This is a genomic window from Providencia sp. Marseille-Q8014 (assembly GCF_965112055.1).
In genome coordinates, this window is sequence record NZ_CBCOPT010000001.1 from 2,357,915 (window position 1) to 2,371,166 (window position 13,252).

The 13,252-nt window shown below is 41.8% G+C and carries 11 protein-coding genes; 4 read left to right on the plus strand and 7 right to left on the minus strand.

Going from position 1 to position 13,252, the window contains the following annotated elements:
- Window positions 1-37 precede the first annotated feature (37 nt).
- The 4 genes from fadD to ACWPW6_RS10340 form a co-directional block, all read right to left on the minus strand.
- The gene (gene fadD, locus ACWPW6_RS10325; protein WP_154623133.1) at window positions 38-1,726 is read right to left on the minus strand and encodes a long-chain-fatty-acid--CoA ligase FadD; all 1,689 of its coding nucleotides are present in this window, start codon (window positions 1,724-1,726) and stop codon (window positions 38-40) included.
- A 351-nt stretch (window positions 1,727-2,077) separates the two neighbouring features.
- A complete protein-coding gene (locus ACWPW6_RS10330; protein WP_154623135.1) occupies window positions 2,078-2,680 on the minus strand; it encodes a Slp family lipoprotein in 603 nt (200 codons plus the stop codon).
- A gap of 274 nt (window positions 2,681-2,954) precedes the next feature.
- On the minus strand, window positions 2,955-3,650 hold the full coding sequence (tsaB, locus tag ACWPW6_RS10335) for a tRNA (adenosine(37)-N6)-threonylcarbamoyltransferase complex dimerization subunit type 1 TsaB (protein ID WP_249998801.1): 696 nt from the start codon (window positions 3,648-3,650) through the stop codon (window positions 2,955-2,957).
- Window positions 3,651-3,772: 122 nt separating this feature from the next.
- Window positions 3,773-5,698, minus strand: coding sequence for an ATP-dependent DNA helicase (locus ACWPW6_RS10340; protein WP_163863593.1), 1,926 nt, complete (start codon window positions 5,696-5,698; stop codon window positions 3,773-3,775).
- Window positions 5,699-5,857: 159 nt separating this feature from the next.
- Here ACWPW6_RS10340 and ACWPW6_RS10345 point away from each other — a divergent pair, with 159 nt between their 5' ends.
- Window positions 5,858-6,205, plus strand: a complete 348-nt coding sequence (locus ACWPW6_RS10345) for a RidA family protein (protein WP_154623141.1) — start codon at window positions 5,858-5,860, stop codon at window positions 6,203-6,205.
- A gap of 72 nt (window positions 6,206-6,277) precedes the next feature.
- Here the strand turns inward: ACWPW6_RS10345 and mdtI are convergent, their stop codons facing one another.
- Window positions 6,278-6,610: a multidrug/spermidine efflux SMR transporter subunit MdtI gene (gene mdtI / locus ACWPW6_RS10350; RefSeq protein WP_154623142.1), complete on the minus strand. Its 333-nt coding sequence runs from the start codon at window positions 6,608-6,610 to the stop codon at window positions 6,278-6,280.
- 2 nt (window positions 6,611-6,612) lie between these two features.
- Window positions 6,613-7,020, minus strand: coding sequence for a multidrug/spermidine efflux SMR transporter subunit MdtJ (mdtJ, locus tag ACWPW6_RS10355; protein ID WP_154623143.1), 408 nt, complete (start codon window positions 7,018-7,020; stop codon window positions 6,613-6,615).
- A 639-nt stretch (window positions 7,021-7,659) separates the two neighbouring features.
- Between mdtJ and pdxK the strand changes: the two genes are divergently transcribed.
- Window positions 7,660-8,508, plus strand: coding sequence for a pyridoxine/pyridoxal/pyridoxamine kinase (gene pdxK / locus ACWPW6_RS10360; RefSeq protein ID WP_249998803.1), 849 nt, complete (start codon window positions 7,660-7,662; stop codon window positions 8,506-8,508).
- A 109-nt stretch (window positions 8,509-8,617) separates the two neighbouring features.
- Here the strand turns inward: pdxK and zwf are convergent, their stop codons facing one another.
- Window positions 8,618-10,093, minus strand: a complete 1,476-nt coding sequence (gene zwf / locus ACWPW6_RS10365; RefSeq protein WP_163861864.1) for a glucose-6-phosphate dehydrogenase — start codon at window positions 10,091-10,093, stop codon at window positions 8,618-8,620.
- Window positions 10,094-10,499: 406 nt separating this feature from the next.
- On the opposite strand from zwf, the gene ACWPW6_RS10370 reads away from it, so the two are divergent.
- Together ACWPW6_RS10370 and pyk are read left to right on the plus strand one after the other, a co-directional pair.
- A complete protein-coding gene (locus ACWPW6_RS10370) occupies window positions 10,500-11,345 on the plus strand; it encodes a MurR/RpiR family transcriptional regulator (RefSeq protein WP_154623147.1) in 846 nt (281 codons plus the stop codon).
- A 412-nt stretch (window positions 11,346-11,757) separates the two neighbouring features.
- A complete protein-coding gene (pyk, locus tag ACWPW6_RS10375) occupies window positions 11,758-13,200 on the plus strand; it encodes a pyruvate kinase (protein ID WP_154623149.1) in 1,443 nt (480 codons plus the stop codon).
- The last annotated feature ends 52 nt before the right edge of the window (window positions 13,201-13,252 follow it).

Below are 13,252 nucleotides of genomic sequence, written 5' to 3' on the forward strand. Positions count from 1 at the left end.
GGCGTTACTCATAGGGATGCAAACCGATAAGCTAACATTATGCTGTTGAGCTTTCTTTTTGCTGTTTTTCTTCATCACGTAATTCTCTACGCAATATTTTTCCAACATTTGACTTTGGCAACTCTGTTCTAAATTCAAACAGCTTGGGGACTTTATACGCGGTGAGTGAACGGCGACAAAATGTTTTTAAGTCATCAGATGTTAATTTCGGATTACTGCTAACCACAAATACTTTAACGGCTTCCCCTGTGCTGGTACTTGGTACGCCAATTGCCGCACATTCAACCACATCAGGGTGAGATGAAATCACATCTTCAACTTCATTTGGATAAACATTAAAGCCAGAGACAATAATCATGTCTTTTTTACGATCAACGATACGTATATAGCCTTCACTATCAATTTCAGCGATATCGCCCGTCGCTAACCAGCCATCACGCAAAATTTCAGCGGTTGAGTCAGGTCGGTTCCAATAGCCCTTCATGACCTGAGGGCCTTTGACCCACATTTCACCCGGCTCTCCCGCAGCAACCTCATTGCCGTCGTCATCAACCAGTTTAATTTCTGTTGATGGAACAGGTAACCCGATACTACCACTATAAGCGGTCAGATTATACGGATTTCCGGTCACAAGTGGTGAACATTCTGTTAAGCCATAACCTTCTAATAAGTGCTTACCGGTGAGTTTTTGCCATTTCTCGGCAACGGCTTTCTGGACAGGCATTCCGCCACCGACCGACAACCTTAACTTGGAAAAATCAAGTTTCTGGAATTCGGCATTATGCAACCACGCATTAAATAAGGTATTGACCCCGGTAATTGAAGTGATGGGATAACGAGCTAACTCTTTGACGGTACCAGGTACATCGCGAGGGTTGGTTATTAATAGGTTTACCCCACCAACATTGATAAAAAGGAGGCAGTTCACCATAAGAGCAAAAACATGATAAAGCGGCAGTGCTGTCACCACAAACTCTGAGCCAATTTTTAAGACTGGGCCATAAGCGGCTCTCGCTTGCTCAATATTCGCTAACATGTTGCGGTGTGTCAACATTGCACCTTTCGCAACCCCTGTTGTGCCTCCTGTGTATTGCAAAAATGCTAGGTCATCGCCCGTAATATTCGGTTTAATGTACTGCATACGATAGCCATAATGCATCGCACGCCTAAACGAAATGGCATCCGGTAGATGATATTTCGGAACGAGCTTTTTGACATACTTCACCACAAAATCAACTAACGTCGCTTTAGGGCGTGAGAGCTGATCCCCCATGCGGGTCAAAATCACATGCTTAACTTTGGTATTAAAAACAATTTTCTCAAGGGTATGCGCAAAGTTTGACACAATCACAATAGCGCTTGCACCACTGTCGTTTAACTGATGCTCTAACTCTCTTGGTGTATAAAGTGGGTTAACATTAATAACAACCATGCCCGCACGTAAGATACCAAATAGCGCTATTGGGTATTGCAATAGATTGGGCATCATTAATGCCACACGGTCGCCTTTTTTAAGCCCTAAGCCATTCTGTAGGTATGCCGCAAAAGCACGGCTTCTCTCTTCCAACTTGCGGTAAGTCATCACTGCGCCCATATTAATAAACGCAGGTTGATCCGCATATTGCGAAACCGAATTTTCAAGTAACTCCGCTAAAGAAGCAAAGCGATCAGGATCGATCTCTTCCGGAACATCGCTTGGGTAATTTTTCAGCCAGATTTTTTCCAAAGTATGACTCCTGAATTTTAGTATAGTAATATGACTCAACACCCTTTTAACAAATTATTAACTCAGCGTACCAGTTTGAAAAATACCCTGTGCCAAGGTTGAGAGCTCTATCACTAAATAAATTTCATTCCTTCGAAACAAAAATAGGCGGGACAGTCCGCCTATTTCATTTTAGTGTGTTTTACCAGAACGATATCCGGTATAGATATCGTAATAATACACTCTTCTGAACAATTTTTGGAGAAATTAACACATTACCCGTGCATACGCCTAAAAATAAGTCAGTCGAACTCACAAATCAAATAAAGAGGAGGCCAAATTGCCTCCTCTTACAAATTGTCCAATTTAATCTTATTCCGTTAAATACGTTTGTACTGGCGCGACCCCGCCAGGGTAGCCGTAACCATATCCATAACCCCAAGGGTGATTATAGTAATAAGGATTACCATAATAGCCATAACCCCATGGGCCAGCCGGAGGTAAAATAACACTTTGTGTTAAATTCCAACGTTGATATCCCGTTGCATCTAAAGTGACATATTTATACGGTATATCACCTATCTTGCCTGGCTGTTCTCCTGTAATTTTACCGACAACCGTTATATAACGACCATTGTAGTCAGCTGGATCAAGGAAGCCATTCACGAAAGCATAAATACGACCTACAGAAGGAACACCTAATTCAGGAGCTGCATCATATTTATTTAACGGAATAACAGCGATTTCTAAACGTGTTTTATTAGGTTGATTAAATACAGAGATGACTTTTCCGCCAAAACGGCCTTCTTGCCCAATATACATTTCAGGCGCATTTTGTACTGATGATAAGTTAACCGCTGGATTTGGTGACGAACCTTGAATTGAGGAAGGAATCGACACACAACCTGTTAGCGCTAATACGCCGACAAATAAGACAACGTTAAGTGTAGTGCGACAGTTAATTTTTATTCCCATATACCACCTCCATTTAAGTGAATTATAAATTCAGACGGCAAGGATTAATATGAATATCATCGTATATCACACGATATGTTCAATGGGCTGAGTGAGAAATGTACTATCAAGTCAATTATAGACGTATTGCAGAACCTTTAGTCAATTTCTATTTGTTTATTTTAATCATTTAATTAAAAAATCATTCCAATTTAGATTATTTAAATTGAAATGATTCATAATTTTAATACGCTAAATAACCCTAAAATAAATACAACAACTGAAAATTAACGCATTAACGACCAGGCAGTTTTTTCCACGTCACTTCATTGCGTAAGTAAGTGGGTTCCACGTTTTCCACTGACTCCACCTTACCTGCTCGCCATAAACGCTCAGCGATAGGCAACATATCTTGTGCTGTTGGCAATTCAACAGTGCTATCATTCAAGACAATACCGTTATCTTGTAATTGTGGATAGGCTTGCCAACCTGTCCCTGCGTGGCTCCATTCCCCAGTAAGTTGGCTAATTTTATCACGGAAAAGATCTGGGCTCATGACCGCTTCACTGTCCTCGCCAAGCCATATTCCCTCTGCATTACGTTGATATTGAGCACAATACACTTCTGTCATTCGAGCATCGATTGCGACCAATACCCGAGCATGACCTCCAACGCGATATGCTCCTTCAGCCAATGTCATTAGCGATGAAATGCCGATCATTGGCAAATTAGCGCCTAACGCCAGCCCCTGAGCTATCCCCACACCAATTCGAACGCCCGTAAAACTGCCCGGTCCCCGCCCGAATGCTAATGCATCCAGTTGATTTAACGAAAGCCCCGCTTGTGATAAAACGTCTTCCACCATGGGCAACACTTTCTGAGTGTGCTCTCGTGGTGAAACTGCAAAGCGAGAAATAATTTCTCCATCGCATAATAATGCGACTGAACATGCTTCTGTTGCTGTATCAACAGCAAGAATACGGCTCGACATGCCACAACTCCGGCAAATGATTAGGTTTGATGCCACTGCCTGTCAACAGTGACCTGAAAATGCGATTTATAGTAGCATAAACTCAAGAGGAAAGAGTACAAAAAAGCCCTTATGGCCTTGGTTTACTTACTATTATTAATATCAGTTCTTTTTTTCTCAAGAAACTCAATCGCTTTAGTTAAACTACGAGTTCTTGGCGATGGCGGTAAACTGTTCAAGAAAACCTCACCATATGGGCGCGTTACTAAACGATTATCACAAATCACAATCACACCATAATCGCTAGTGTCACGGATTAAGCGCCCAACCCCTTGTTTCAACGTAATCACGGCATCAGGGATTTGTACATCAGCAAAAGGATCCCCTCCTCTTAGCTGACAATCCTCAATACGCGCTCGTAATAGGGGGTCATCTGGCGCAGTAAAAGGCAATTTATCGATAATAACGCAGGTTAAATCATCTCCACGAACATCGACGCCTTCCCAGAAGCTACTCGTCGCGACCAATACGGCATTACCTGCCTCAATAAACTGTGTCAGTAATTTATTTTTACTCGTTTCCCCCTGCATAAAAACAGGCAGAGTCAAGGTCACTTTAAACTCTTCGGCTAATTCACGCATCATCAAATGTGATGTACATAAGAAAAAACAACGCCCTTGGTTTTTGATGATCAGGGGTCTTAACATGGTAGCCAGTTTTTGTGCGATGCCTTTTTGATTCGTTTCTGGCAGAAAACGCGGTACACAAAGTAACGTTTGGCTTTGATAATCAAAAGGACTTGCTAATAATAATGTTTTGGCTGAATCAATTCCTAATCTATCTGTAAAATAGTTAAGTTGCTCATTGACTGATAATGTCGCGGAGGTAAATACCCAGCTTGCTGGGGCGCTAGATATCATTTCACTAAATTTATCTGCTACCGTCAGAGGGGTTAATGCTAATAAAAAGTGGCGACCATAACTTTCAAACCAGTAGCTGTAACCTGGAATAGTGACTTCTTTCAACCTATTGAGTCTATTGCGATACAGTGTTACTCGTTCAAAAATAGAATCTAATGTTTGTGAGCGCCCTAGTGACGTTTTAATGACTTCATAACAAAGCTCAAGGGAATCTTCGAGTAGTGTTAACGCTCGCTGTACCGTGGGCGTTTTTAATAATTCACGTAAATTCCCTCGAAAGCTGTTTTCCCCCAAATTTAAACGAAAATCTAAGGTACTTTGAGTTAGCCTGTCTGCACTCTTTTGTAGCTGAACCAGATCCTTAAGCTCTGTTCGGTAACTCATTACCATATCACGAGCAAGATCCAACAATTGGCGACTGCTTAATTGTTGACCAAAGTATTGGCTAGCGATATCTGGGATTTGATGCGCTTCATCAAAAATCATCACATCGGCTTGCGGCATCAGCTCACCAAACCCCGTATCTTTCACCACGCGGTCAGCCATAAATAAGTGATGGTTTACCACTATGATATCGGCATCTAATGCCTTACGACGCGCTTTTAAAACAAAGCACTCTTGATAACGAGGGCAATCACTGCCTAAACAGTTGTCATTAGTACTGGTGACTAGCGGCCAAACGGCGTGATCTTCCGCAATATCATGGCACGTACTCACATCCCCTGATTCGGATTCAATTGACCAACTACGCAACCGTACAACAGCAGAGAGAATTTCAGGTTCAAGGCTGCCACCACCTAATGATTGCTGATCTAAACGCTCTAAGCACAGATAATTAGAACGACCTTTGAGCAATGCTGTACGACCGGTATATTGCATCGCATCAATAATCGTCGGTAGGTCACGATGATAAAGTTGATCTTGTAATGCCTTCGAGCCTGTTGAAACAATCACTTTTTTACCTGATCGTAATGCAGGAACTAAATACGCAAACGTTTTACCTGTACCTGTCCCCGCCTCAGCCACTAGCACTTGCTGTTTTGCAATGGCTTCAGAGACAGCATTAGACATAGTCACCTGCGCTGCACGTGGTTGAAATCCAGGGATTGTTTTCGCTAAAAAGCCATCAGAAGAGAAATCGTCGTACACCGCAAACCTATTAATCATTCAATTTGAAGAGGATTACTTTACCATGTCTTGCCCTCACCTGCTGAGCTAAATGGTGTATTCATGCCAGAAGGGATTTTCATTAATAGAACTAACTGTTATTCTTAAAAAAACTCATAGATAAAGTACTAAGGAACCCTAATGACGATTGAAAGGATAGATCCAGATAAGCGTTGGTCTGAAGCGGTTATTCACAATAATGTTGTTTACTACACCAGCGTTCCTGAAAATTTAGATGCTGATATTATTGCGCAAACCACAGATACACTCTCCGCTATTGATATTCTTCTACAACGTGTTGGTTCTGATAAGAGTAAGATCTTAGATGCCACTATTTTCTTAGCTGATAAAGCTGATTTCGCTGGCATGAACCAAGCATGGGATGCATGGGTTGTTGAAGGTAGCGCGCCTGTTCGTTGTACAGTTCAAGCGGCACTAATGAAACCCGAGTATAAAGTGGAAATTAAAATCGTTGCGGCGATTGATTGATTAACCAATAGGGTGGATTAATCCATATAAAATATTAAAAGCGCCGCATACACACGGTATCGGCGCTTGTTTTTATGACATTTTAATGAGCACCATTCCTAGTAGCAGTACCGCAATGCCGCCCCAACCCTTGTAGTTGAGTCTTTGGTTGAAAAGTATCCATCCCGCGGCAATTGTCGCGATAATCCCAAACGCCCCCCACAGTGCATAAGCGATTGACAGCTCGATTCCTTTTACTGCTTGAGCAAGGGAACTAAATGCCCCTAATACCGCTAATAATGAGAGAATACCTAACCAGTAACGTTTAAATCCATTCGACATTTTTAACAAGATATTCGCTAAAATCTCAAGTACGACTGCTAATACCAAAAAGGCACCGTGCCACCATTCAAATTGCATATCCATAATTAGGCCTCCGTTTTCGTCATCGATTGTGTCAAGCTGCTTGATTTAACAGCGGTGTGTGCTTTTTGAGATGACTTAGTGGCGACAGCCTTTTTAGTACCAAATTTTATCAATCCAATACCGACGATTAGCAAGATTAACCCACCGATTTTCATTGGTGAGAGTGATTCACCAAACCACAGTACGCTAAAGGTGGTGATGAATAAAATACCGATGCCTTCCCATAAGGCATACGCGACCCCTAACGCCACTTTTTTAATCGCAATAGCCAATAAAATATAGGAAAGTGCGATCATGACATACATGACGACCATTCCGGTATAGCCACCACTGACACTGGCGTGTTTCATGGATAAAGTACCGGTCACTTCGGCGATAATAGATAATACTAAAAATATCCAATATATCATTATATAATCTCTCTACAGACAACCGCATGCCTGCTTTTTTTTCATACAGAAAAAACGCACTTTTCGTCAGCGAAAAATTTCATGCGAGTATAAAAAAATAATAAATATCAAGAAAATGCTGATTTTATTCAGCAAAGTGAATATTTTAGAGAGACGCTATAAAGCACCGCACCAGTGATGCTCACTGGAAAGGATAGCTGAAAGGAAAAGTCTGTGGGTTGTTCTTCTTTGTGACTTACTGATTTTAATGCTATTCACGCTAAGCATGATATCTCATTCATTTCATCGGATGGACATCCACCCAAGTTACTCCGAACCCTCATATAATTGTTAAGACATGCTATTTTTAGCATGTCAAAAATATTAAGTCAATGAATATAAACAGCTTTTTATAATGAATTTTTATTGCATAATTATGCATCTATAACCGCAAGAACCTCAGTATTGTTCATAAGATAGCGAATAAACAACCAAAAAACCCTCACTAAATAACCCTATTTTTTATTGATAAAAATACATTTTTTACTGTTTTCTTTTATTAGACAACACATCAACTGTTTATCATTGACTTCAACAACAAACAGGCTTCTTATATGAGTCATATTCGTAAAATATGTATTTCGTCCGAAAGAGAGATAAATGGCTACCTTCAACCTCACCTCTAATAGTTTTCAAAACGACACAAATGCGACACCACTCCCCTATGATGTCATCTCTATCCAATCTCAGGTTGTTTATGGCTGTGTCGGTAATAGCATTGCCGTCCCTGCATTAATGGAACAAGGCTTGCGCGTTGCCGCTGTACCAACGGTTATTTTAAGCAATACTCCACATTACGCGACTTGCCATGGTGGTGAGTTACCTTCAGAGTGGTTTCGCGGTTACTTAAGTGGCTTAGTGGAACGTGGCTGTATGGCGGGTGTACGTGCCATTTTAACGGGTTACTTAGGCTCTAAAAACAAAGCACATGATTTAGCACAGTGGCTAACTGCTATACGTAAAACGCACCCTTCTATCCCCGTGATCGTCGATCCCGTTATGGGCGATGAAGACAGCGGCTTCTACATACCACCTGAAATCGCTGACGTTTATCGAAATGACGTTATTCCACTTGCGACAGGGATCATTCCAAATAAATTTGAGTTAGCAACGCTCAGTGGCCAAGAGATACAAACTTTAGATGATGCAACTAAAGCTGCCCGTAGTTTATTAAAGGGGCATACTCAATGGGTCATTATTACCAGCGCATTTCAACCCGATGAAGAGAATATCGACGTCGTTTGTGTCACGAAGCAAGATGTGTCAGTTATCCGCCATAAACGTTACCCAGTCACCCCCAAAGGCACAGGTGATTTATTTGGTGCGGAGCTAACAGCTCAATTATTAGCGGGGTTATCCGTGCCCGATGCCGCGAAAATGGCCTGTTTACGCATTGAGCAAGGAATTATTCATATGGCGGCAACCGGTCGCAGTGAATTGGTGCTTTAATGGCGACCTACAAGAATGTGATAAATCGCCGTTGATATCACGTCAATCAATAAGGCCAGTTGGCTTATCTCTGCAACAACTGGCCTTATAAAAACAATATTAGACGTTATTATTCAAATTCATTCCATGAACGCCCATCACGGGTGATCATAGCGACAGAAGCAATAGGCCCCCAAGTCCCCGCTTGATATGGTTTAGGTGCTTCGTTATCCATTGCCCATGCGTCCATAATGGAATCAACAAATTTCCATGCTTCTTCCACTTCATCGCGACGAACAAATAATGCCTGAATACCGCGCATTGCTTCGAGCAATAAACGCTCATAAGCATCCGCTAAGTGAGTTTGATTGAATGTTTCTGAGAAACTCAAATCCAACTTCGTTGTTTGCAAGCGATGTTTATGATCGAGCCCAGGTGCCTTATTCATGATCTCAATATCAATACCTTCATCAGGCTGTAGGCGGATAGTGAGTTTGTTTTGTGGAAGCTCCTGATAACTTTCTGAAAAAATATTCAGCGCAGGTTTTTTAAAGTAAACCACAACTTCTGAACATTTTGCAGGCAGACGCTTGCCTGTCCGTAAGTAGAAAGGCACGCCAGCCCAACGCCAATCATCAATATCGACACGCAATGCCACAAAGGTTTCGGTCATACTTTGCTTATTAGCGCCTTCTTCCTCAAGATAACCAGGCACCTTATTACCTTGAACAAAACCAGCGGTATATTGGCCGCGAACTGCTTTTTCTCTAACATTCGTATGGTCAATGCGACGTAGTGAACGTAAGACTTTAACCTTCTCATCACGAATGCGATCGGTCGTCAAATCTGCGGGAGGAGACATGGCAATCATCGTTAAAATTTGTAATAGGTGATTTTGCACCATATCACGCATTTGCCCTGCCTGATCAAAGTAGCCCCAACGACCTTCGATACCGACTTCTTCCGCAACCGTAATTTGTACATGATCGATGGTTCGGTTATCCCAGTTATTGATAAACAGCGAGTTAGCAAAACGAAGCGCCAACAAGTTAAGCACCGTTTCTTTTCCGAGATAGTGGTCAATACGATAGACTTGGCTTTCATCAAAATACTTAGCGACTTCATTATTAATTTCTTGTGAAGAAGCTAAATCCGTGCCTAAAGGTTTTTCCATGACAACACGGTTAGGTTGCTTATTTAATCCTGCATGTCCCAGCCCTTGGCAAACTGCACCAAACGTACTTGGCGGCATGGCAAAATAGTGGATCGCGGGATGACGATCCTGCTTAAGCATTTGTGCCAAACTATCGAAATTTTCAGTTTGATTAACATCTAGATTGCAGAAATCTAAACGTGCGCTAAGTTTTTCCCACAGTACCGGATCAAGGTCTTCTTTCAAAAATTCGCTGAATGCTTTTTCAACAAATTCAATATAATCGCTCTGGCTCCACTGCGCACGGCCAACACCGATAATACGCGTGTCTGGGTGAATGTAGCCTGCTTTCTCCAACTGATACAAAGATGGAAGCAATTTACGACGAGCGAGGTCTCCTTTGGTGCCGAAAATAATCAAGTCACAGGCTTGAGCAGCATTATTTACCGCCATATTGGTTCTCCTCAATTTGCGGAATTTATTGTAATTTTGTTACAAAATTAGCCAGATGTTCCGCTAATGTACCCTTTTGAAGGTACTCAGTAAATATTGATGATACTGATCACAGTTTTTATGCTGAAAAAAACAACAAACGTGGCTCGTGTCATCATAACTGAATGGTGACAGCATTTGTAATAAAATAACAAAACCGTCAGTGAACTGACTGAGATGAAAATTAGATACAGCTCATAGTTTCGTAAAAAATTACGCCACAAACTTGGAACATTCGGATAGGTTAACCATAACCCATAGTATATTCCTGTTATAAACACTGCCTTCAAAAACGATATTAATAAAATACAGAGTATCTTTATGGCAGAAAAATTTCTCCTTTTGATGAAATAGGCACTTTCGTTATATGAATATTTTAGAACAAATGAAGAGCAGCCTCGATTTTTTAAGTAAATCAGAAAAGAAAGTTGCCGAAGTTATTTTAGGTATGCCACAGCGCGCTATCCATCTTAGCATTGCAACCCTTGCTCAACTGGCTGATGTGAGTGAGCCCACCGTTAACCGCTTTTGCCGCAAGATGGATACCAAAGGATTTCCTGACTTCAAACTGCGCCTAGCTCAAAACCTTGCCAATGGCACCCCTTATGTCAATCGTAATGTTGAAGAAAACGACACAGTAAATACCTACACCCATAAGATTTTTGAGTCTGCGATGGCAGGGTTAGATAATGTCAAACATACCTTAGATATTACAGCGATTAACCGAGCTGTTGACCTTCTCACCCAAGCTCGCAAGATTAGCTTTTTTGGCTTTGGTGCTTCTGCTGCTGTCGCTCATGATGCGATGAATAAATTTTTCCGCTTTAATATTCCCGTCATCTATTTCGATGATATTGTTATGCAGCGGATGAGTTGTATAAATAGTAGTGAGGGAGACGTTATCGTTTTGATTTCACATACTGGCAGAACAAAAGCATTAGTCGATATGGCACGTTTAGCCCGAGATAACGATGCGACTGTCATCGCAATTACTTCCGATAACTCCCCACTTTCTCACGTTGCCACCCTTTCAATCATCATCGACGTACCTGAAGATACTGATATGTACATGCCTATGGTATCTAGATTAGCGCAACTAACCGTTATTGATGTGCTAACAACAGGTTTTACCTTAAGAAGAGGTGAAAAATTTAGAGATAACTTGAAACGGGTCAAAGAAGCATTACGCGATTCGCGGTTTGATAGCGTGTAGCGATAACTGTTTTTGATTATTGATGCTAAATAACTCAAGCTATAGCAAAGTGACAAATCAATATGCCACTAGGTACGGTAATAATACGAGAAGCCACACAGATGGAGGTGACCAAGGGGGTGGCAACGTGGAATATAACGAGTATCGCTTTAATAGTTTTGCAGACCTGATAGCATTAACTAATTAGCAGTATATAATAGCTGTGCTCGTGTCAGCACAATAACTTGTCGCAAAAAGGTCTCGAAAATACGCAAAATGGTTCAAGTTATGTGCAAGCAGAAACGAGAAGTGATCCTGAATGGATAGGTTTCTGTCATGAGCAAGATAGCATTTTTGATATAAAGCATACAATTGAAGTATGAAGTCATTTCATTCAATAAATTAACACCATTACAGGTCAACGGAGTAATACATGACTAGACGGCTTAGAAGAACGAAAATTGTTACTACCCTAGGTCCAGCTACCGATCGTGATAATAATCTCGAAAAGATTATTAACGCCGGCGCCAACGTTGTACGCCTTAACTTCTCTCACGGAACTCCAGAAGACCATATTCTCCGCGCCAATAAAGTGCGCGAAATCGCTGCTCGTTTAGGTCGACATGTTGCCATTCTTGGTGATTTGCAAGGTCCTAAAATTCGTGTGTCTACATTTAAAGACGGCAAAGTATTCTTAAATGTTGGTGATAAATTCATCCTTGATGCCACGCTTGGTAAAGGTGAAGGCGACCAACAAAAAGTCGGGATTGACTACAAAGGCTTACCCGCTGACGTCGTTCCTGGTGATATTCTGTTACTGGATGATGGACGTGTCCAACTCAAGGTTCGTGAAGTTCAAGGTTTACAAGTTTTTACTGAAGTGACAGTTGGTGGTCAACTTTCTAATAATAAAGGCATCAATAAACTAGGTGGAGGGTTATCTGCTGAAGCCCTCACCGATAAAGACAAAGAAGATATCATCACTGCTGCAAAAATAGGTGTTGATTACCTTGCGGTTTCTTTCCCACGCTCAGGCGAAGATTTAAATTATGCGCGCCGCTTAGCCCGTGATGCCGGCTGTGAATGTCAAATAGTTGCCAAAGTAGAACGTGCTGAAGCTGTTGCCACTGACGAAGTCATGGATGAGGTTATCCTTGCGTCTGATGTTGTCATGGTGGCTCGTGGTGACTTAGGTGTTGAAATTGGTGATCCTGAGTTAGTGGCCGTACAGAAGAAACTGATTCGTCGTTCACGTCAACTTAACCGTGTAGTGATCACCGCGACACAAATGATGGAGTCAATGATCACTAACCCAATGCCAACACGTGCAGAAGTCATGGACGTTGCCAACGCTGTTCTTGATGGAACAGATGCCGTTATGCTATCAGCAGAAACGGCGGCAGGGCAATATCCAGCCGAAACTGTCGCCGCCATGGCACAAGTGTGTTTAGGGGCAGAAAAAATGCCTGGCCTCAATGTTTCTAAGCACCGTTTAGATGCGGAATTTAGTTCACCAGAAGAAGCGATTGCGATGTCAACGATGTATGCTGCCAACCACCTTAAAGGGGTAAAAGCAATCATCGCTATGACTGAATCGGGTCGTACTGCCCGTATGATGTCTCGCATTAGTTCCGGCTTGCCTATTTTTGCGATGTCTCGCCATGAAAAAACACTTAATCAGTCTTCACTATACCGTGGTGTCACGCCGGTTTTCTGTAGCACACACACCGATGGGATCGCAGCAGCAAATGAAGCCGTCACTCGTCTACGTGACAACGGTTATTTAATGTCTGGTGACCTGGTTTTAGTGACTCAAGGCGACTTGATGGGCACTATTGGTAGTACAAACACTTGCCGTATTTTAGAAGTGGAATAAATCCAAACGGTTATTTTCCTAAACAAAAAGGGAGCGTTAACGCTCCCTTTTT